20 protein-coding genes are annotated in these 21,917 nt (G+C 49.8%); 7 read left to right on the forward strand and 13 right to left on the reverse strand.

Going from position 1 to position 21,917, the window contains the following annotated elements; genetic code table 11:
• Positions 1-21 precede the first annotated feature (21 nt).
• From CPY98_RS20270 to CPY98_RS20315, 10 genes are all read right to left on the reverse strand, one after another.
• Positions 22-846, reverse strand: coding sequence for an FkbM family methyltransferase (locus CPY98_RS20270; protein ID WP_157743859.1), 825 nt, complete (start codon positions 844-846; stop codon positions 22-24).
• Between the two features lie 85 nt (positions 847-931).
• On the reverse strand, positions 932-1,876 hold the full coding sequence (fliB, locus tag CPY98_RS20275) for a flagellin lysine-N-methylase (RefSeq protein ID WP_096388669.1): 945 nt from the start codon (positions 1,874-1,876) through the stop codon (positions 932-934).
• 39 nt (positions 1,877-1,915) lie between these two features.
• A complete protein-coding gene (locus tag CPY98_RS20280) occupies positions 1,916-3,370 on the reverse strand; it encodes a glycosyltransferase family 2 protein (protein WP_227743356.1) in 1,455 nt (484 codons plus the stop codon).
• Between the two features lie 19 nt (positions 3,371-3,389).
• Positions 3,390-3,827, reverse strand: a complete 438-nt coding sequence (gene fliJ, locus CPY98_RS20285; RefSeq protein ID WP_025799682.1) for a flagellar export protein FliJ — start codon at positions 3,825-3,827, stop codon at positions 3,390-3,392.
• A gap of 16 nt (positions 3,828-3,843) precedes the next feature.
• Positions 3,844-5,160 (reverse strand): flagellar protein export ATPase FliI, encoded by a 1,317-nt coding sequence (gene fliI, locus CPY98_RS20290; RefSeq protein ID WP_096388671.1) that lies wholly within the window; start codon positions 5,158-5,160, stop codon positions 3,844-3,846.
• A complete protein-coding gene (gene fliH, locus CPY98_RS20295; protein ID WP_096388672.1) occupies positions 5,157-5,936 on the reverse strand; it encodes a flagellar assembly protein FliH in 780 nt (259 codons plus the stop codon). Before fliH ends, fliI begins: the two co-directional genes overlap by 4 nt.
• A gap of 5 nt (positions 5,937-5,941) precedes the next feature.
• Positions 5,942-6,982 carry a flagellar motor switch protein FliG gene (locus CPY98_RS20300; RefSeq protein ID WP_025799690.1) on the reverse strand — a complete coding sequence of 347 codons (1,041 nt, stop codon included), beginning with the start codon at positions 6,980-6,982 and terminating at the stop codon, positions 5,942-5,944.
• Positions 6,957-8,609, reverse strand: coding sequence for a flagellar basal-body MS-ring/collar protein FliF (fliF, locus tag CPY98_RS20305; protein ID WP_096388673.1), 1,653 nt, complete (start codon positions 8,607-8,609; stop codon positions 6,957-6,959). The genes CPY98_RS20300 and fliF overlap by 26 nt, the downstream gene beginning before the upstream one ends.
• A 10-nt stretch (positions 8,610-8,619) precedes the next feature.
• Positions 8,620-8,991, reverse strand: a complete 372-nt coding sequence (locus tag CPY98_RS20310; protein WP_025799693.1) for a flagellar hook-basal body complex protein FliE — start codon at positions 8,989-8,991, stop codon at positions 8,620-8,622.
• A 175-nt stretch (positions 8,992-9,166) separates the two neighbouring features.
• The gene (locus tag CPY98_RS20315; RefSeq protein ID WP_096388674.1) at positions 9,167-10,210 is read right to left on the reverse strand and encodes a sigma-54-dependent Fis family transcriptional regulator; all 1,044 of its coding nucleotides are present in this window, start codon (positions 10,208-10,210) and stop codon (positions 9,167-9,169) included.
• Between the two features lie 728 nt (positions 10,211-10,938).
• On the opposite strand from CPY98_RS20315, the gene CPY98_RS20320 reads away from it, so the two are divergent.
• The 7 genes from CPY98_RS20320 to flhA are packed head-to-tail and all read left to right on the forward strand — an operon-like array spanning position 10,939 to position 17,195.
• Positions 10,939-11,760: a FliM/FliN family flagellar motor switch protein gene (locus tag CPY98_RS20320; RefSeq protein WP_226930032.1), complete on the forward strand. Its 822-nt coding sequence runs from the start codon at positions 10,939-10,941 to the stop codon at positions 11,758-11,760.
• Positions 11,753-12,169, forward strand: coding sequence for a flagellar motor switch protein FliN (fliN, locus tag CPY98_RS20325; RefSeq protein WP_025799699.1), 417 nt, complete (start codon positions 11,753-11,755; stop codon positions 12,167-12,169). Before CPY98_RS20320 ends, fliN begins: the two co-directional genes overlap by 8 nt.
• Complete coding sequence (fliP, locus tag CPY98_RS20330) at positions 12,166-12,921, forward strand: flagellar type III secretion system pore protein FliP (RefSeq protein ID WP_025799701.1); 756 nt, start codon at positions 12,166-12,168, stop codon at positions 12,919-12,921. Before fliN ends, fliP begins: the two co-directional genes overlap by 4 nt.
• A 2-nt stretch (positions 12,922-12,923) precedes the next feature.
• Positions 12,924-13,196 (forward strand): flagellar biosynthesis protein FliQ, encoded by a 273-nt coding sequence (fliQ, locus tag CPY98_RS20335; RefSeq protein ID WP_025799703.1) that lies wholly within the window; start codon positions 12,924-12,926, stop codon positions 13,194-13,196.
• A gap of 6 nt (positions 13,197-13,202) precedes the next feature.
• The gene (gene fliR, locus CPY98_RS20340; RefSeq protein ID WP_096388675.1) at positions 13,203-13,976 is read left to right on the forward strand and encodes a flagellar biosynthetic protein FliR; all 774 of its coding nucleotides are present in this window, start codon (positions 13,203-13,205) and stop codon (positions 13,974-13,976) included.
• Entirely contained in the window at positions 13,976-15,112 is a 1,137-nt protein-coding gene (flhB, locus tag CPY98_RS20345) for a flagellar biosynthesis protein FlhB (protein ID WP_025799707.1), read from the forward strand. Before fliR ends, flhB begins: the two co-directional genes overlap by 1 nt.
• Positions 15,099-17,195: a flagellar biosynthesis protein FlhA gene (flhA, locus tag CPY98_RS20350; RefSeq protein ID WP_096388676.1), complete on the forward strand. Its 2,097-nt coding sequence runs from the start codon at positions 15,099-15,101 to the stop codon at positions 17,193-17,195. Before flhB ends, flhA begins: the two co-directional genes overlap by 14 nt.
• A gap of 403 nt (positions 17,196-17,598) precedes the next feature.
• Here the strand turns inward: flhA and xylB are convergent, their stop codons facing one another.
• From xylB to nhaC, 3 genes are all read right to left on the reverse strand, one after another.
• Positions 17,599-19,071: a xylulokinase gene (gene xylB / locus CPY98_RS20355; RefSeq protein WP_096388677.1), complete on the reverse strand. Its 1,473-nt coding sequence runs from the start codon at positions 19,069-19,071 to the stop codon at positions 17,599-17,601.
• 64 nt (positions 19,072-19,135) lie between these two features.
• Positions 19,136-20,452, reverse strand: coding sequence for a xylose isomerase (gene xylA, locus CPY98_RS20360; RefSeq protein ID WP_046449627.1), 1,317 nt, complete (start codon positions 20,450-20,452; stop codon positions 19,136-19,138).
• Positions 20,453-20,462: 10 nt separating this feature from the next.
• On the reverse strand, positions 20,463-21,914 hold the full coding sequence (gene nhaC, locus CPY98_RS20950; protein ID WP_046449626.1) for a Na+/H+ antiporter NhaC: 1,452 nt from the start codon (positions 21,912-21,914) through the stop codon (positions 20,463-20,465).
• Between the last annotated feature and the right edge of the window lie 3 nt (positions 21,915-21,917).

A 21,917-nucleotide genomic window follows, 5' to 3' on the forward strand; every position in this document is an offset into this window, starting at 1 on the left:
ACGGGAGATAAGAGAGCCTGCTTAATCTTTAATCTCTTCTTGAGAAAAAACATACATCGGACTGGTTTGATAAAACGACTCTAATTCTTGAAGTGTAGGATCGCACAAATGTAGTTGGTAATTTTTAACGTCAATGAGCGCGCGATACATATAAGGATGTGTTGCACTGACTAATTGATAAAATTTAACCAGCGCATCAGCATACAATTCCGCAAAGATAAGCCGAGGAGGAGAAAACAATAACGTATTGCTCGCCCCTCGCAATGCATCTATCTCTGCGCCTTCAATATCAAGTTTCCAGAGATCAAACTGACCGTGTTCGCCCACTAATTGATCTATGGTCGTCGTTTTTATCAAGGCTTTTTTTAGCTCAGCGCCGTAAACCTCCGGGAATATCTCCATTAGCTCAGGTTTTATGCTCGAACCTTGATTATGGCTTTGTGAAAGTACAATTTCAGCCTCACCGTCTTCGGCTGAAAGTGCCTTTTCAACGGTTATCAGATCGTCACTGGCTAACGTATGTAATCTATCGAAAATATACGGAACCGGCTCTAATGCTACGACTTTACTAGCGCCAAGCGAAAGAAAAGTCAGCGCGGTATAACCAATATTTGCCCCCGCATCCAAGACTCTATCGCCCTGTTTAACAAAACGTTTAAATAACAGACTGTCTACATCTGACTGGGGGTGACGCACCTTTAACAGACACTTGGCGGCATACATACGCTCATGTGAATTTTTCAGTTCAAAGGTAATTTCGCGATTTGCCAGGGGAAAAGAGACATTACCTTCTGATTGGATTATGGGCTCTAAATCCCAAACATGTATCGTCGATACTGAATGCATATAACAGAATCTCTTGTGAACCAAAACCTCAATAAAAAGCATCCCTGAGCCAAAAACAGCGCATAGACTACAGAGGATGAAAAGATCAGATCAGCGCCAACCCCGTCAGCAAACTGTAATCCGCAGTATGATCGGCATTGAACTGGGCTGTTTCCGTTGTCTGCCATGCAAAATAGGCGCTGAACAGCGTCACCACGTTTTCTTCGGTTAATTGCTCGTTATCGGTTAACCACATCGCGCACAGCATTTTCAGGCGGAAGAAATGGCGCACCAGTGCCAAGAATGATTCGCCATAGTTCTTGGCATCGATGCCAGGGAACACGTGGTGATATAGGCTATACAGCAGCGCATTGCGCAGAATATGCGGCTGTTCTATAAAGAGAGTTTGGGTCTGCCAAGCGGCCTCCAACTCCTGCAAGCGTTCTGCTAAGCGTGCCGGTTGCATAATGCTTAGCTCACTGAGTTTCAGCATCATCGGCATTTTTTGCGGTAAAGGCAGGTTCAGATTCAAACGCAGCGCGCCCATTCCTTGCAGCGCTTCCAACCGGCTCTCAACAATCGGCGGCAACATCCCCAGTTGCTGCTGGAGCACATTTTGATCGGCCAGCAACATCAGCTGTTCACCCATGGAAGCAATCTGCTCACAGGACTCATCGCCTTGCTCTGACAGAGTTTGCGCCTTGCTCAGCAGCACGCCGATGGCATACAGGCTGCACTCCAAATTCATGGCACGCTGAATGGTTAAATTGATGCACTGCTGGTTCACCTGCTCCAGCCACGGGCTGAGAGCCTCTTTCGCCATAGCCTGTGTTTGAACCGGATGTAGCACAAAAGCCTCAGGGTTGAGCAATGTCTCACGCACCGCGCTTTCACAGCCCAGCATCAGGCTTTCACGCTCTTGATTCTGGAAGCGTTGAGTGACTCGCGGATATTCGCCCTGCTCGGCTTTACACTTAGGGCAGTTGCACGTTTCCTGAAGAGCCACAAAACGAGCCACATATTCAGGCTGATAACTTTCAATCAGTTGCATTTCAATCTTCTCCAGAACAGCGCGCTTACGCGCTGCTCTTTACTTAGGTTTTCTAAAGAACCAGTGAGTGCAGTCAATTTCTTTATCCTGCAAGTAATCCCAATCACGGTTCAGGTAAGCGAAGCTGGGGTGAAATGCCAGCCAGCAATGTTGTTGCATCAGCTCTTTCCAGCGCATATCCATGCGTGCGGCTTTGGGTTCAGCACCCGCTTGCAACGAGGTTAAACATTCACGGTAGTGGGTCAGTAATATATTGAAATAGCTGCTATTAACGGCATACGCGCAGCCACAAAGCGCGTCATAAACTCGGCCAACCGACGGCAAGCTTTCCATCAGGTGCATCTCAAAATGCTTAGCGCCTAACAGCACGACGTTCCATTCGATATTGGGCAACGCTTTGAGCAAACCGTTGACGTTGGTGACCGTGTTTTCTTTTTTCACAAACTGGATATCGGCATCCAAAATCAATACGTTGCGCCATTCCTGCTGTTGCGCCTGCTCCAGAACATGGCAATGCGTGGTGAGCTCTGAAATTTCTCGCGTTGATTCAATCCGCTTAGGCAAACACACCAGCCGTTCAGAAGGAATACCAAACGCCATCAGCGCCTGACAGCGATCGGGCAAGTCGGCTTCGCACGCAGGATCAAACAGCACCACCACTTTCTCAAAGCATTCCCAGTAAACAGGCTGAGTCGAAGGCGTTAGGCTTAGGCGGCGGTAGTGCGCCAGCAGATTAGTATCTTGAACGAAGTCTTCCAGCGTCAGATCAACCGGTTCACAGCTCGACATGATGTAATCTTTGTCATAGGTGTTAGCGCTGTGCGATACACACAAAATGGCGCGCTTAGGGTCGATTTGTAAAACCGGCGCGGTAAAATTATTCAGAAAGCCCTGTTCTTCAGCCAGCATCGCGTCATGCTCATAACGATGCTTTCTCAGAAACTTTTTGTGATAGGCAAACGTGCCGTTGAGCGCATGATTTGGCCCAAAAGGATGAGTGCGATAGATTTTATTGAGATGGCTGTACCAAACGTAGATCTGATCGGAACCTGAAAACAGCGCGTTGTTACGCTGCAGTTCATCCACCTGATAAGAGATTTTTTGCGGCGAATAGTAGTCATCATCGTCGAAACAGATGATATATTCACCTTTAGCCAGATCGTTAAGCATGTTGCGCTTTTCACCCAGCATCAGACGGCGATCGCTGTGAATATAGCGTACGTTCTCCATGCTAGGGTCAACCAGCATATCAACCAGATCTTGGCTGCTGTGTGGCGAATCATCCACGATGATCAGTTCACGGCGATCGGCGGGGTAATCCTGATATTGATAGATATAAAGCAAGTAGGGTAAAAACTCGCGGCGGTTGTAGCTCGGACACACCACGCTCACAAAAGGCTTTTCGCCTTCAATCCGATGACTGCCCTGGCGTTGGAGCAAATGGTTCATCAAATTCGACGAGGTATTTTTTTTATTATTCAGTTTGTTATTCACACTTATGTACCGTATCTGATTAACGCGTCGCGGCCTGACGGCGCAGCCAGCACTGGGTCGAGATCGCATCAGTCACTTTTTGCGCCTGTCGCTCACGTTCACGCGCCACGAAATCACGGCGCTGTTCGAGTACCAACTCCACGCTTTTCTCACGGCGCGCTTCATGGACTAAATCTGCCTGTAGCTGCTTAGCCTGAATATCCGCCAGTGCCTGTTCCTGTCTCTGCCATTCGATCACGCGTTGAATGTTTTTCTTATAGCCAGACTGATTATTCATCAGCAGTGCCGAACTCCCCTGTAGCTGCGGCACTCCGGCCGAAAGCTCGGTAAGTGCGGCAATATTGCGTTCATAGCGCTGGCAAAGCTGCTTCTGCGAAGAGAGCTTCCCGCTGATGTCCTGTACCGCACGGTTACGCAGTTGGCGCAGCTGTTCCAGCGTTGAAATCATCTTGCTCATAGGGATACCTATCGGGTTAAGCCTGTGCCAGAAGGCAAAGATCGCTGATGGTGCCGTTAAGCAGCGCGGCGTCTGAGACTTCCTGCTGCAAGAAATTGTGGATTGCCGGGGAGAGTTTTACCGCGCGATCGGCCATGGGATCGGCTCCCGCCACGTAGCCACCAAGGGGGATCAACGGTTTGATGCTCATGTATTCGGCATACAGCTGTTTGAGGGTGCGAGCCGCTCGCTGGTGATCGCGCTGCGTCACCTGACTCATACAGCGGCTGATCGACTGACCAATATCGATAGCCGGATAGTGCCCTGCTTCTGCTAAATGACGAGACAAAACGATATGCCCGTCCAGCACCGCTCGCGCGCAGTCCACGATCGGATCCTGCTGGTCATCGCCTTCGGCTAGAACCGTATATATTGCCGTCATGGTGCCCGCACCGGTGCTGTTGCCTGCGGTTTCCACCAGTTTAGGAATGATGCCAAACGCCGAAGGCGGATAGCCTTTGGTTGCCGGAGGCTCGCCCAATGACAGCGCAATTTCACGCTGCGCCATCGCATAACGGGTGAGTGAATCCACCAGCAAGAGTACGTCTTTGCCTTTGTCGCGGTAGTAACTGGCAATAGAGTGGCAAAGTTCGGTAGCTTTGATACGCATCAGCGGCGATTCATCCGCCGGCGCCGCAACGATCACGGATTTCGCCATGCCTTCAGCGCCCAGCGAATTATCAATAAACTCTTTCACTTCGCGGCCACGTTCGCCGATTAACCCAACCACCACCACTTCTGCTTGGGTATAACGGGTGATCATGCCCAGCAGCACGCTTTTACCCACGCCGCTGCCGGCCATCAGACCGACACGTTGCCCTTTGCCGATGGTGAGCAAACCATTGATAGCGCGCACGCCAACGTCTAATGGCTCTTCAACCGGACGTCGCGTCAGCGGGTGAATTTGCGCAATTTGCTGAGGCAATAAGGTATCGCCACCAAGTTTGCCCTTGGCATCCAGCGGTTCACCTAATCCATTCACCACGCGGCCTAGCCACTGATCGCCAATCAATACGCCTTCATCTTTTTCAGCCGGAAATACGCGCGCGCCCGCAATTAAACCGACGGGGTGTTTGAACGGCATCAGGTAAGTGACATCGCGGTCAAAACCGACCACCTGCGCATCCATCAACTCATGTTCGGTGCTTTCTACGCGGCAAAGTTGCCCCACCGCTAAGCGGCAGCCAACACACTCCAGCAGAATGCCGTTTACTCGCACCAAACGACCGGCCACGCGTGCCAGATTGATGTTTTCAATGGATTTTAGCGCCTGCTCAAAGTCGGTATTTATCATGCAACTAGCTCATCAGCGGTATCAGGCAATAAACTGCTTTGCAGCACGTCCATGCACTGATCGAGGCGATGCTGGCAGCCAACATCCATTTCGGAGGTGTCTGTCACTACCCGACACTCACCCGGTGCCATATCCGCATCCGCACACAGTCCCCACTCGCGCGCCTTATCAGGCTCGGCTTCGCTAATGCGGCGGAATTCTTCTGGGTTGAGATACACCTTGAGCTGATCGGGGATCTGCGGCAGGCTGCTGAGCGCTTCTTCCACCAGCGTTAATAGCTGGGTTGGCTGTAACGTCAGCTCGCAGCGGATCACCTGACGTGTCACTTTTTCTACCAGCTGTAATAGCTCTTCACGACGGCGAAGTTCATAGCCATCAAGATAACGCTGTAGCTGAGCGGTGAGAGAATCAAGCGGCTCAGCGGCATCGATAAATTGCTGTTTTCCAGCCAGTTTTCCTTCGGCAAAACCTTTGCGCATTCCCTCTTCAAAACCCGCATTCGCGCCTTCCTGATAGCCTTCCTCTTTGCCTTCTTCCAGACCCTGAGCAAAACCACGGTTCAATCCGTCCTGAAAACCATCCATCAGCTGCTTTTGATATTCTGCTGGATCGAGCGCCTGCATTACGTCGCCGCTTTCACCCGCTAAACCATTGGTTTTCTGCCAACTTTTCCGCAAAGGCGGAAACTTATGTTGGCGCGGAACGGCGCTTTGACGCGCAGCGGAACGGCGGCTATTGAGCGGTGCAAAAACTGATTTTTGGTTTTCTTTATGCATGACCGTTATTCCACCGTTTGCTCAGCGAAGAGCTGTACCTGAATTTCGCCATCTTCAGCCAGCGAGCGCACAGAGCTCATGATCTCTTTACGAACCTGTTCAATACGGCTAACCGGCACTGGGCCTAAACGGGCCGTGGTGCTTTGCAGCAGTTGAACCTGACGTTTTGGCATTACGTTGAAAATGGACTGGCGTAAAACGGTTTCGGTGCCTTTCAGTGCTACCGCCCAATCTTCAATCGGAATTTCATCCATCAGACGCTGCAACGTGGCGGTGTTTTGACGGCTAAGAATGAAGAATTCGTACATTTCATCTTTCAGCTCATCCACGACTTCTTCGTCACGCTCACGCAATTGGTCTAACAAAATTTGCTGATTAGAAGGAATACGGTTCACGATGTTTGCCGCATGCTTAATACCGGTGACCTTCGAACCGTGTTCTGACAGCACGGCAACGCCGCGTTCAATCAGTCGATCCAGTTCATCAATGACGTCGCGGTTCACGTCATCCAGCTTAGCGATGCGGTAAACCACTTCGTCCTGACGCTCTTCAGGCAGGTAAGTCAGGATGCCAGCCGCCACTTCCGGCGGCAGGAAAGCCAAGAACACGGCCTGTAACTGCAAGTGCTCTTGCTCAATCAGCGCGGCCAACTGGGGAATATCCACCCACTGCAAACGCGCCATGCGATAGCGAATTTCATCGCCATAAATACCGTTGATCACGCTGCGGGCGATTTCACCGCCGAGTGATTTTTCCAAGATCCCTTGCAGGTAAGTTCGCGAAGCACCGTTAATGCCGCTTTGTTCCTGATAATCTTGGAAGAAGTTATTAATCGCCTGACGAGCGTGCGCCACCTTAACGCCGTGCATACGCGCCATGGTTTCGCTGATGCGAATCACTTCCTCACGGCTGAGTTTTTGCATCACGGTCGCCGCCGCTGCTTCGCCAATGCTCAGCATCAAAATAGCGGCTTGTTCTATGCGGCTACGTTCGCTGTTGGCGTTCGAACCGATTCGACTACTATTGTTTTGTGCCATCACGCTCATTGCTGTTAATCCATTGTTTCAATACTTCAGCCACTCGCTCGGTTTCACGTTGAGCCAGCATTTGCATATATTCCACCTTGGTCTCCAGACCGGAGCTTTGCGGCGGCAGATTGTTGTCTTCTTGGAAGGCGATGGCATTCGGGAGCCCTTGGGTGAGCCCCTCATCCGTCGTCACCATATCTTTTTCAAGTAGCTTGTTATCTGGCATTTCATCGGCGATGGCATCGACGGTCACAGGATCACGTACCTGACTGAATCGACGCGCAACCGGACGCACACCAAACAGCACGGCGAGCAGAGCCAAGAAGCCAATTCCGCCCATCTCACCCCAGCGCTGAATAGCGGGATCTTGCCACCACGTCATCATCGGCATATCGATATCAGCCGGAGCCGTAAATGCCATCATGTCGAGCGTGAGCGAGTCGCCGCGATCGCGGCTGATGCCGGCCGCATCTTCAATTAATTTAGTGAGGCCGGTAACCTGAGTTGGCGTCCATTCGGCTAACGCCGGAGCCGCTTTATTCAACACAATAGCGACCGTCATTTTTTCCAGCTTGTATCCCGGATGACGGATATGACGCACGTCGCGATCGTAGGCGTAATTACGCTGAGCCTGATTGCGCGTGGAGAGTGCCTGTTGGTTGTTCGCATCGGCAGGAGCAGCGCCTGCCGCAGGCGCTGGCGGAGCCGGACGGTTACTCAAGGAACCCGGAACGCCCATCGCTAATTCGTTGGTGGTGTTTTCCTGATTCACGCTTTCATTGCTGATGCGCGGATCGCCGCCCAGACGTTCCTGCGTTTCTTCAACGCTGCTCATATCAACCTGTGGCACGACGCTGATACGGTAGTTGGAAGTCCCCACCACGGAGCTCAGCAGGTTCGCAATATTCTTTTCGGTGTCGGCTTTTAGACGGTTGATCACGTCGTTGCCCTGACGGATACCGGCAATGTTGGAATTACCCGCTTGGAAGCCTTCAGACAGCAAAGCGCCGTTCTGATCGACAACGCGCACGTTAGCGACTTTCATGCCGGGAATGCTACCGGCAACCAACTGCACAATCGCCCCAACCTGCTGATCGTTCAGCTCTTTGCCATAGCGTAAACGCACCACCACGGAAGCGCTGCTGTCGGGTTTATTGCTCATCACAAACGAACTGGATTCCATCAGGCCGAGATGCACGCGCGCATGCTCAACCGGATCTAACCCCATGATGCTTTGCGCCAACTCACCTTCGAGGCTGCGTTTGTAGCGAACGTTCTGGATAAACTGGCTGCTGCCCAGCATCTCCTCTTTATCCATCAGCTCGTAGCCGCTTGGCATTACCGCCGAAATACCTTTCGCTGCCAACGCCATACGGGCTTTTGGCAGACTGCTTTCATCAATCAGAAGTTGGCCGTTATCAGGATTGATACGGTAAGCAATATTCTCTGCCCCCAGAACTTCAACCACCTGTGAAACCGGAATGTTTTCCTGAGAGCCAAATAGCGCGACATAGCCCTGATTGCTGCGCCATAAAGAAATGACAATAGCGCCGGTCAGCACAACGGCTGCGGCGCCAATCATCACCATATTTTTATTGATACCCTGCGGCAACGCGGGGATTTTTGCTTTGATTTTGTTTAACACTGACTAACCTTTAGAGGGCGATATTCATAACTTCGTCCAGCGCCGTGGTGAGCTTATTGCGCACCTGCACCATGGCAGAAAAGGCCACGCTGGCTTTCTGGCTTTCCAGCATTGCGCCGGTTAAATCATCACTTTGGCCGGTATCAATCGCCGTTTGTTTCGCGCTGGCAACATGCTGCATTTGATCGACATGGTTGATGGCGTTATTCATCACCTGACCAAAAGAAACAGACTGCGGCGCGGAAGAGAACAACGAGGTATTCGCTGGTGCAATAGCCATGTTTGGCGCAATGCCCGCCGACGCTGCCGCCGCGGTTTGCTGCATGCGCTGCATCATTTGCATTTGCGACGCTGGCATACCTAAACCTTCAATCTTATCCATCACTTATTTCCTTTATGGGGTGAGCGACACCTTGCCAACACCCTCCCAACCTCCCCCTTCTCAGGGGGAGGAGCCGATCAGGGTTTTCGCAACCTACGTGAACGGTTCCCTCCCCTGCGAAGGGGAGGGTTAGGGTGGGGATGAATGACAAGGCCAGCTCACCCCAGCTTCGCAATTACGAATAACATTCCACATCAATGCCTTCATCACGCATTGAGGCGAGTCGGTAACGCAGCGCACGCGGCGTAATACCTAAAAATTCGGCTGTTTTAGATTTGTTACCTTTATGGCGTTTCAGCAGATCGACGATGTACTGGAATTCCGCCATACGGCCGTGCAGCTTCACGTTACGCATAGCAGGAACGGCACCGCTTGCCGAAACAGGCGCGTTTTCATCATAGGCAGGCAACATCGGCATTCCCGGTGCGGCTGGAATGGGTGTGGCGGCTAGGCCAAAATCGCTGCCTTTAATCACGCCGTTATTACTCAGAATCAGTCCGCGCTGAATAACGTTTTCTAATTCACGTACGTTGCCTGGCCAGTTGTATTGCAACAATGCCTGACGTGCTTCATCAGTCAGCTGAGTTTTACCCGCATGGAAAGCCTGATATTTTTGAATAAAGCGTAGCGCCAAAGGAATAATATCTTGGGTGCGCTCACGCAGCGGTGAAATATGGATAGGCACCACGGATAAACGATAGAACAGATCCTGACGAAAACGCCCTTCAGCAATCTCAGCTTGCAAATCTTTATTGGTTGATGCAATTAAACGAATATCAAGAGGGATACGTTTATGGCTACCTAAACGCTCAACTTCCTGCTCTTGTAATACACGTAATAATTTAGCCTGTAACGAAAGTGGCATATCTCCAATTTCATCAAGCAATAAAGTTCCGCCGTTAGCCTGTTCGAATTTACCTGGAACGCTGGTCACTGCACCGGTAAAAGCACCCTTCTCATAACCGAATAAAATAGCTTCCAGCATACTTTCTGGAATCGCTGCGCAATTTACGCCGATATAAGGTGCATTTTCACCAAGGGCATGATGATGAATGTACTTAGCCACACACTCTTTACCCGTACCGGTCTCACCCGTAATGAGTACGGAAACATTAAAGTTGGCCACGCGACGGGCTAATGAAAATACGCTAACACTGGATGGCGCATTAGCAATAAATCCGTTCTCATTGTGAGATTGGTGATCGACGATAATATTCATGGTGTATTGCAGCCTCTATAAACCGAGAGTGGCCTACATATAATATGTAGGTATCTTCATACCGTATTAATGTGTGCTGCAAAGGTGATAACGACAGAGTATTTTTCTCTATACAAGCAATGACACATTAAAAGAGAGAAAATATTAAAACCTCTCTTTGTTACCGGTAATTCATTCTACTTAACAATTATAAAACATATTTACAATCTAGTTTTATCGCCTCATAGATAATAAACATAGTTATTAGTTTACTTAGGTGACGATTCAATAAAACGGAGTATATAGATACCTTAATCATTGTCTTGTTTTTAATGAGTATTAAAAAATAAAGACTTTATAATCAATAAGATAAAAAGTTATTAATGGGTATTAATCTAATATAAATAATAGATTAATAAGCCAACACCCCTTGTATAGAAAGTGGAATGCAGGTTTAATCCTATTCCCGTGAAAAAGGATGTGTTGTGAAGATTGTCGAGCGTTATCGGTTTAGAGTTGTAGCTCTCAAATAAATAGTACGACTCACTGAAATCATAACTTAAGTAACAAATGAATTTTTTTACACATTTTTTGGCAAGCACTATTCGAACCTTGATGTACCCAAGATATTTCACGACTCAGGGTATGACTGAAGAAGCTTAAGCTGCCAGAAGAAAGTCACACTTGGAATAAAAATGCAGCCTTCAGCAAACAGAATCAGAATACACAACAAAAACCAGCATCCTGACTTGGTTAAGCTGGAAGTGAATAAGCTTGGACGTCCTTATCATAAACTGCCTAAGATTATGAATGACTGCTTTGACATCCTAGATGCCAAGCTGAGTATTTATTTCTTGAAGAAATACCGTGTTAATGTCGCGTTAAATAAAATGACATTTAAAATGGACTGTAATTACAAGAACGCGCAAATTTTTTCTACGCCTTATGGAAATATTGCATTTGATATCGACCGTATTTTATTGCTCGATATTCTTCACGATTATTATGGCCTAAGCAAAGACAACACGCGTCTATCTCCTGATTTAGAACAACCTACAACAAAAACAGAAGAACGACTAAAAACAAAACTGGCGCAAGAATTAACGCAATTAATTATCAATCAGGAAACGTTTGGTGAATCATTAGAAATAAAAAATGATTACTCAACGGTAATTAGCCAGTGGTCTTATTGCGTGACGTTTTGGTTAGAAGGCTACGAGAAAGGGGGGTTCTCTATTCTATTAGATAACCATCACGTGGATAAAATGCTATCTAATATGCGTGGGCCAATCGAAGAAACTCAGCCGCGTGAAAATATTACCCCTGCTCAAATTGAACGCATGTTTTATGGTTTACCGTTGAAACTGAATGGCCGACTGGCGAGTTTAAATCTAACGGTTTCCCAATTATTAAATATTGAAGCTGGCGATGTCATTCCTATTTCGTTGAATGAGCAGCTTCCTATCTTTATCGGTAAAGAGCAGATGTTTAGCGCCGTGGTAGCAGAAGACCGCGGCAAATTGTTCTTGTCTGAATTCAACGATAAAACCACCGAGATGAACTATGAGTGATCAACAAACCGACCTGGCGCAGGATCTTAACTTCGACGATTTCAATCTGTCTGAAGCCCCTCAGACTGATACGACAGAAAGCCAGAATCGCGACAGCGCTCCTCGCTACGATTTGCAACAGGATAGCAACGCCGAAAGCCCGCTAGATAAGATGCGCAAAATGTCGCTCTTTAGCCGCATACCTGTCACGTTGACCTTAGAGGTTGCCTCCGTAGAGATTTCTTTGGCTGAGCTGATGACGGTTAACAACGATTCCGTTATCGAACTCGACAAGCTCGCAGGCGAACCGCTGGATATTAAAGTGAACGGCATTTTGTTCGGTAAGGCAGAAGTCGTGGTACTTAATGATAAATACGGCCTGCGCATTATCGAGTTCAACAGCAAAGACTTAGGCGAGCTGGCACGATGAATCGCCTGATCCGCTCCGGTGGCTTAACGCTACTGCTTACCATCGGATTGCTTTTCTCTCCGCTGCTGCTTGCCGCAAACGGAGACGTGACGCTATTTAGCACCGCAGATAACGGCGGCGGTCAGGATTACAACGTCAAAATTGAAATCCTGATCCTGATGACCTTGCTTGGCCTGCTGCCAATCATGGTGCTGATGATGACCTGCTTCACCCGCTTTATTATCGTGCTGGCCATTTTGCGTCAGGCGTTAGGTCTACAGCAAAGTCCACCCAATAAAATCCTGACCGGCATCGCGCTGGCCTTAACGCTATTGGTTATGCGTCCAGTTTGGACCACGGTCTATAACGATGCCGTGGTGCCCTATCAAAGCGATCAGATCACCATGAAAGAAGCATTGGTGAAGGCTGAAGCGCCGCTGAAAAAATACATGCTGGCGCAAACCAGCCAAAAAGCGATGGCGCAGATGATGGGCATTGCACAGGTGACCGGAGCGGCCGAAGAGCAGGATCTGACCGTGGTGACGCCCGCCTATATTCTGAGCGAGCTTAAGACCGCGTTTCAGATTGGCTTTATGATCTACATTCCATTTTTGGTCATTGACCTGATCGTCGCCAGCATTCTGATGGCGATGGGTATGATGATGCTATCGCCGCTGATCGTCTCACTGCCGTTCAAGCTGATGCTGTTTGTACTGTGTGACGGGTGGACGCTTATCGTCGGTACCCTAACCTCTAGCGTGCAGGGATTATAGCCATGATGACGATGGACGTTGCTGGCGACATCATGGCCAGCGGTATTCGCCTCGTGCTGATGATCTCTGTAGTGGCGATTATTCCCAGCCTGTTGATTGGCCTGTGCGTGAGTATTTTTCAGGCCACCACTCAGATTAACGAGCAAACTCTGAGCTTTTTACCCCGTCTGGTTATGACGCTACTGGTGCTGATCTTTGGTGGAAAATGGATGCTGACTCAGTTGTCCGATTTCACTATCGATATTTTCCACCAAGCTGCGGTACTGGTTGGATAAATCGCTATGGGCATTGATATTCAGACGTTAATTACGCCGCTGTTGGCGCTTTGGCTGCCTTTCGTGCGTATTTTATCTTTTCTGCATTTCTGCCCGATTTTCGATCAGAAGTCATTTTCACGCCGTATCAAAATTGGCACCGCGCTGGGGCTTTCTATCCTGATAACCCCCATGCTGCACAATAACGTGGTGCTCACTGAGCTGATATCGATGCGCAGCGTGATTTTGATAGGCGAACAAATTCTGTGGGGTTTTCTGTTTGGAGCGACGCTACAACTGGTGTTTGTTGCGCTGCAAACCGCGGGGCATATTCTTTCAATGAATATGGGACTCGGTATGGCGATGATGAACGATCCCAGCAGCGGCTCGTCCACTACCGTGATTTCACAGATTATTTTTGTATTTTGCGCCCTGCTATTTTTCACCATGGATGGGCACCTGCTGTTTATGACCATCCTGTACAAAGGCTTTGTCTATTGGCCTATCGGGCAAGCCATCAATGAGTTTTCACTGCGCACGCTGGCGCTGAGCTTGGGCTGGATTATGTCGTCAGCCACGCTGATTGCCTTACCGACCACCTTCGTGATGCTGATTGTGCAGGGCGGATTTGGTCTGCTTAACCGCGTATCGCCTACGCTGAATCTGTTTTCTCTCGGCTTTCCTATCAGCATGCTGTTTGGCCTGCTGTGTATGACGCTGATTATCGCTAACGTCCCCGACCATTATCTCAATTTAACCAACGAGATTTTGGCACGCCTCGACAATATGAGGGTGAACTGATGTCTGCCAGTTCAGGTGAAAAGAGCGAAAAACCCACCTCGGGCAAACTGAGAAAAGCCCGCGGCAAAGGGGATATTCCACGCTCCAAAGATATGACGATGGCGACCGGTTTACTGGCCTCGTTTATCACCATGACGGTTTTTTTCCCTTTTTATAAACACCTGATCAGCGAGTCCTTTATGTCGGTGAGCATCATGGGAAACAAGCTGGATGATGATGGCGTGATTGAGCAGTTTTTACTGCGTAACGTTTTTATCTTATTGAAGTTTATCGCCACGCTGATCCCCATTCCGATCGCCTGCATTGTGGCCAGCTTGGTGCCGGGTGGCTGGATTTTTACGCCAAATAAATTAATCCCTGATTTTAAAAAAATTAATCCGATCAGCGGCGTAAAACGCATGTTCTCCGCCAGCCACTACGTGGACGTGGGCAAGATGCTGGCGAAGTGCGGCGTATTGCTCATCACGCTCTACATGATGGTGCATGACTCTCTGACACCGCTGTTACAGCTGCAAACCATGTATCTGCGTCAGGCCATTATGGCTGGCTTCGACATTTTGCATCACGTTCTCAGCTATTTCGTGGCCATTATCGTCCTATTTGCCTTTATTGACGTGCCGCTGAGCAAATTCATGTTCACCAAAAAGATGCGCATGACCAAGCAGGAAGTGAAAGAAGAGTACAAAAATAACGACGGTAATCCGCAAATTAAAGGCCGTATTCGCCAGCTACAACGTCAGATGGCCATGGGGCAGATTAACCAAACCGTGCCCACCGCCGACGTGATCCTGACTAACCCAACGCACTATGCGGTGGCGTTGAAATATGACCCCGATAAAGCCCAAGCGCCCTTTATTGTCGCTAAAGGCGTGGATGATATTGCGCTTTATATCCGTGAAGTGGCGATGACCAATAACATTGAAGTGGTGGAGTTCCCGCCGCTAGCGCGTGCGGTTTATCACACCACTCGCGTAAATCAACAGATCCCGGCGCAGCTGTTCCGCGCTATCGCTCACGTATTGACCTATGTGATGCAGATTAAATCTTGGCGTTCAGGCCAAACCGAATTTAAACCCCGTTTGAATACGCAAATCGAGATCCCGAAAGAGGTGCTAAAGACGCATGGCAAACAGTAAGTTAAAGCTGGCTTTTACAACATTAAGGCAGGGAAACGTCGGCGTTCCGATCCTGTTGCTGTGCGTGCTGGCAATGGTTATTTTGCCGTTGTCACCGCTGGTGCTGGATATCCTATTCACCTTCAACATCGTGCTGGCGGTGTTGGTGCTATTGGTTGCGGTCAACAGTAAGCGTCCACTCGACTTCGCCGTTTTTCCAACGATTTTGCTGATCACCACGCTGATGCGACTGACGCTAAACGTGGCATCCACCCGCGTGGTGTTACTTCACGGTCACGAAGGCGTAGGCGCTGCCGGTAAGGTTATCGAGGCCTTTGGTCAGGTGGTCATTGGCGGTAACTTCGTCGTGGGTTTTGTGGTCTTCGTGATTTTGATGATCATCAACTTCGTGGTTGTTACCAAGGGTGCTGAACGTATTTCCGAGGTTTCGGCTCGCTTTACGCTAGACGCCCTGCCGGGTAAACAGATGGCTATCGACGCCGATCTGAACGCCGGTTTGATCAATCAGGAACAGGCCAGAGCACGCCGTAAAGACGTGGCCAACGAGGCCGATTTCTACGGTGCGATGGACGGTGCGTCGAAGTTTGTGCGTGGTGACGCCGTTGCCGGGATCATGATCCTGATTATCAACGTGATCGGCGGTATCTGTATTGGTATCTTTAAATATGATTTGGATGCCAGCCATGCGTTCCAGCAATATGTTCTGCTGACGATTGGTGATGGTCTGGTAGGTCAGATCCCATCCCTGCTGTTGGCGACCGCCGCTGCAATTATCGTGACCCGCGTGAGCGATGGTGAAGACGTTAGCGATGAGATCAAAACTCAGCTGCTAGCAAAACCGACCGTTCTCTATACCGCTGCGTTTGTGATGTTCATTCTGGCCGTGGTGCCAGGCATGCCGCATATTGCCTTCCTTAGCTTCACTGGTTTGCTCTTGTTCGCCGGATGGAAGCAGAGCAAGAAGGTGCAAAAAGCCGAGCCGATCACCGATATGGAGGCTATCAGCGAAGCCATTTCCAAAGACAATACGCCGGTTGTGAGCTGGGATAGCATCCCGCTTATCGAGCCTATCGGTTTGAACTTGGGGTATAAGCTGGTCACGCTGGTTGATTCAGCCAAAGGCAGCCCGCTTTCTCAGCGTATTCGCGGTGTTCGACAAGTGATATCTGAAACCTGTGGCGTATTGCTACCCGAAATTCGGATTCGTGAAAACTTCCGCCTGAAGCCAGCCCAGTACGCCATTCATATCAACGGGATAAAGGTGGCAACCGGCGAAGTTCACTCCGACAAATTAATGGCTATTCCGGGCGCTGAACTGTATGGCGAAATTGACGGCGTATTAGATACCGATCCGGCCTACGGCATGGCGATCATCTGGATCGTGCCAGAACAAAAAGCCAAGGCGTTAAACCTAGGCTATCAGGTTGTGGATTGCGCCAGCGTGGTCGCGACGCACGTGAATAAAGTGGCGCGTCACTATTTGCCAGATTTGTTCAACTATGACGATATCACCCATCTTCATGCGCGTTTGGGCTTACAGGCTCCCAAACTGGCGGAAGATCTGGCTGGCGCGCTTAACTTCAGCCAACTGCTACGCATTTATCGTCAGCTACTGACCGAACACGTTTCGTTAAAAGATATTGTGACCATCGCCTCTACGCTGTTAGAAAGCGCCGCAGTAACCAAAGACCCTATCTTGCTAACCGCCGACGTGCGCTACGCGCTACGCCGCGCCATTATTAATAGCGTCAATGGCGATAAAGGTTCTCTGGCGGTATATACCATTGATAATGAGTTGGAAAACTTGCTGCTGAGTGCCCTGAATCAGTCTCAGCAAGCAGGCAAAGTGGCGCTAGATAGCTTCCCAGTTGATCCAAATATTTTGTCGCAGTTACAAAATACCATGCCGATGATCCACGAGCAGATGAAGGCGCAAGGGCACGCCCCTATTTTGCTGGTTGCTCCGCAGCTTCGCCCTATCCTTTCACGCTACGCACGCCTATTCGCCGCAGGGTTGCAGGTGCTTTCGTATAATGAAGTGCCGGATGACAGTGATTTGAGTATTGTGGGGACGTTGGCTTAGGTGGATTAAAGACCCCCTCCCAACCTCCCCCTTCGCAGGGGGAGGAGCCGATCGAGATTCTTACAAACATCGCTGAACGGTTCCCTCCCCTGATAAGGGGAGGGTTAGGTGGGGTCGCTACCCAGTATTGCGACAAGCCCCTCCCAACCTCCACCTTCGCAGCGGAAGGAGCCGATCTAGATTCTTACAAACATCGCTGAACGGTTCCCTCCCCTGATAAGGGGAGGGTTAGGTGGGGTCGCTACCCAGTATTGCGACAAGCCCCTCCCAACCTCCACCTTCGCAGCGGAAGGAGCCGATCTAGATTCTTACAAACATCGCTGAACGGTTCCCTCCCCTGACAAGGGGAGGGTTAGGGTGGGGTCGTTAGCCAAACATCACCGGCTAACGTGAGATCGCTTTATCATTGCCTATTCGGTGGCGGCAATGTAAACACCTCCAACGCCCGATATAACTCTCTGAAAATACGTCTTCTTTCTTGATAACTCTCATATCGTGCCGCATCAGGTTTATGCACCTGTTCCAGCGGAAGTTCGGGGAGCAGTTCGGCGAGCGGCGTACTCGGATGCAGTGCGATTTGGGCGAGTCGTGCGGCACCTAACGCTGGGCCAACGTCGCCACCGGTTCGGTACTCAAGCGTTTGACCACTGATATCAGCCAGCATCTGCCGCCAATATGCGCTACGTGCGCCGCCGCCGATCAGGGTAATGCGCTGCGGTTTTAGGCCCGTGGCGTGCAAAACATCCATCCCATCCGCCAGCGCAAAGCCCACGCCTTCTAATACGGCTCGGCATAAATCGGCGCGCTGGTGCTCATGAGTCAGCCCCCAAAATGCGCCCTTGGCTTCTGGATTATTATGCGGCGTGCGCTCTCCGGAGAGATAAGGTAAAAACCACAGCGGAGCCTCTGCCGGAGCGCTGCTTTCCACCTCTTTTAGCAGCTCAGCCACGCTGCTAAGCCCCGTGAGTTTCGCGACCCAATCCAAACACGATGCCGCGCTGAGCATCACTGACATCAGGTGCCACGTATTCGGCAATGCGTGGCAGAAACTGTGTACCGCGCTTTCTGGATTGCTTAAGAAACCATCACTGACGGCAAAATAGACGCCGGATGTGCCAAGCGAAAGCATCGCCTGACCTGAACGATATAAACCCACTCCCACAGCACCCGCTGCGTTATCGCCACCGCCCGCCACCACGGGCACAACCGGCATATGCCAACGCTGCGCAATGGATGCCAGTAATTCGCCCGTAATCTGCGAGCCTTCAAACAACGTAGGCATATGGCTGCGATTAAGCCCCGTTGCTGCCAGAAGTTCATCACTCCAATCACGCAGGCCTACATCTAGCCACATCGTTCCTGCTGCATCGGACATATCACTGGCAAAAACACCGCTCATCTTCCAGCGGAGGTAGTCCTTGGGTAACAGCACCTTATCTATCTGAGCAAACACGCCGGGCTCATGCTTTGCCACCCATTTCAGCTTCGGCGCGGTAAACCCCGGCATCATTAAATTACCGGTAATCTGGCGAGAATTGGGCACGCTCGCCTCTAATTCTCGGCACTCCTGCGCGCTGCGCCCATCGTTCCAGAGAATTGCCGGTCGCAGAATATTTTGCTGTTTGTCGAGCAGCGTAGCCCCGTGCATCTGGCCTGTCAGCCCTACCGCTCGCACGTTGCTCAGTGAATGCTTTTGACCCAGCGCCAGCACCGCCGCGTCCGTGGCACGCCACCATGATGCGGGATCTTGCTCAGACCATAATGGATGTGGACGATTGACCTGTAACGGCTCGCCATGGCTGGCTATCACCTCGCCCTCTTCGCTGAGCAAAATGGCTTTTACGCCGGAGGTCCCTAAATCAATACCCAGATACATGGCGCAGCTCCTGTTCTCAAACGGTTCCTCCCCCTATTTAGGGGGAGGTTAGCAAGGGAAAGTATCAACCAAAAATATAACGATTAACCACGTTTTCCAGCAGCTCTTGATGTCCGCTCTGATGCTGCGGCGCGAGCTGGTTTTGCTGTGCATATTGCGCAATACCATCCAGAGAGAGTTTTCCCTGCAAGATTTGCTGACCAAATTCGCCGTTCCAGCCGGAATAACGTTTCGCAACGCGACGATCGAGTTCACCATCTTCAATCATTTTGGCCGCAATTTTCAGCGATAGCGCCATCGTATCCATGGCGCCAATATGACCGTAGAACAAATCATATTTATCCGTGCTTTGGCGACGAACCTTGGCGTCGTAGTTCAGACCACCGGTGGTGAAACCGCCTGCTTTGAGGATTTCAAACATGATCAGCGCATTTTCTTCTACGCTGTTCGGGAACTGATCGGTGTCCCAGCCGAGCTGCGCATCGCCTCGGTTGGCATCTACCGATCCAAAAATACCCAGTGCAATCGCGCTGGCGATCTCGTGATGGAACGTATGACCCGCCAGCGTGGCGTGGTTGGCCTCGATATTTACCTTAATCTCTTTTTCTAAACCGAACTGTTTTAAGAATCCATAAACCGTCGCAACATCATAGTCATATTGATGCTTGGTTGGCTCTTGTGGTTTTGGTTCGATCAGCAACGTGCCTTGGAAACCAATTTTGTGTTTGTGATCGACTACCATCTGCATGAAACGCCCTAACTGCTCGCGCTCTTGGCGTAAATCAGTGTTCAGCAGGGTTTCATAGCCTTCACGCCCGCCCCACAGCACGTAGTTTTCGCCACCCAATTTTTTGGTCGCCTGCATCGCTTGGCAAACCTGAGTGGCAGCCCAAGCAAAAACGTCTGGATTTGGGTTAGTAGCCGCACCTGCGCCGTAGCGCGGATTCGTAAAGCAGTTCGCCGTGCCCCACAGCAGCTTCACGCCGCTGCTTTCTTGCTTCTCAGCCAGCACGTCGGTCATCACGGCAAAGTTATTGACGTATTCTTTCAGCGAAGCGCCTTCGGGCGACACGTCGATATCATGGAAACAGTAATACGGCACATTCAGCTTGTGGAAGAATTCAAAGGCGACATCGGCTTTGCGCTTCGCCTGTTCCAGCGCTTCGCCCGGCTGCTGCCAAGGGCGGTCAAATGAGCCGATACCAAACATATCCGCACCATTCCAGCAGAAGGTATGCCAGTAGCACGCCGCAAAGCGCAGGTGCTCTTCCATGCGTTTACCAAGAACAATTTCGTCTGGATTGTAATGGCGGAAAGCTAAAGGATTAGTGCTATGAGTTCCTTCAAAACGAACACGTTCTAGTTGATCAAAATACGACATGGAATATTCCTTATTTAAGATTACTGGCAGCTTGGGCCATTAATTGCGTTTGTTGTTCTTTGTTCAGCCTGGCAATTCCAAATCCTGTGAATCCCCATAGCGTGGCAAAAAAGATTCCGCTCCAACATAAAATTGCCCACGGTAGATAACTCAGGGTAGCAACACCAAGAGTTCCAGCCATATAAGCACCTGCGGCGGTCCAAGGTAGAATCGGCTCAAATATGGTTGCGGAATCTTCGACTGTGCGGCTGAGGTTTTTCGGATGGAGCCCTCGCTCGATATACGCGTTACGCAACATTTCAATTGGAATAAGAATAGAAATCTGTCCATTACAGGTAACACTAATCATGGTTAAACCACACGCTAAAGTGGCGAGAATCATCGTTCCGGTTGAATGCACAAGCTTTAGCAAGTTGTGGACAATAACTTCTAATGCACCACTGAGCGCTAAAGTACCGGCAAAAGACAAGGCGCAGAAACAGATTAATAAAGTGCTCATCATGGAATTCATTCCGCCACGATTAAGCAAATTACTCAGTAGAGGATTAACTTCCCGATCGCCTAGCATAGATATGTTGAAACCATCTACAGCACTTTTAACCACATCGTGTAATGAGAATCCTTGAATAAACGAGGCATTCAGCATCGCGACAAGCGCTGAAACCAACATGACTGGAATAGTTGGTTTTTTGGTTATTGAGCCATATAAAACGATAGCAATTGGCAACAGCAGTAAAAAATTAAAATGGTAAATACTCTTGAGGCCATCAGTAATAATGAGAACCTTATCTGGAATGGCAACTCCACCGAGATCGGAATTCATTCCATAGAAAAATAAAACAACTGCAGACAGAATTAATGATGGTAACGTGGTGTAGAGCAAATGACCGATATGCTCATATAAATCTACCTGCGCTGCCATGGCCGCTAAATTAGTATCACCAGATAGAGGGGATAGCTTATCGCCAAAATAAGCGCCAGCAACTACGGCCCCTGCCGTCGCGGCTACATTGGCATCCATGCCAATTGCAACGCCCATGAAAGCAACACCGACGGTGCCCGCAGAGCCCCATGATGTCCCTGTACATACAGAAACAACGGAGGTAACAAGCAAGGCGGTAACATACAACATTGCAGGATCAATCAGTTTTAATCCGTAATAAATCATCAGCGGAATTGTGCCACCCGCCATCCATGTTCCAATAAGTAGCCCCACGCTAATTAAGATAAGCAGGGCTGGCATCGTCTTTGCAATTTTCTGAGAAATTGACTCCAGAATGGCGTTGTAATCGTGCCCTAGCCTTTTCACTAGCAAGGCGGCAATCACCGTAGATAAAACCATCAGTGGTTCTGGAGGTAAATCAAAGGCGGCGTATCCTACGCCTAATAAAAATACCATCGATAATATAGGCAACAGTGCCTCTAAGAGAGTGGGCGCTCTTGGTTTTATTGTATCGCTCATTAG

Source organism: Hafnia sp. CBA7124 (assembly GCF_002355555.1).
GTDB lineage: Bacteria > Pseudomonadota > Gammaproteobacteria > Enterobacterales > Enterobacteriaceae > Hafnia > Hafnia alvei.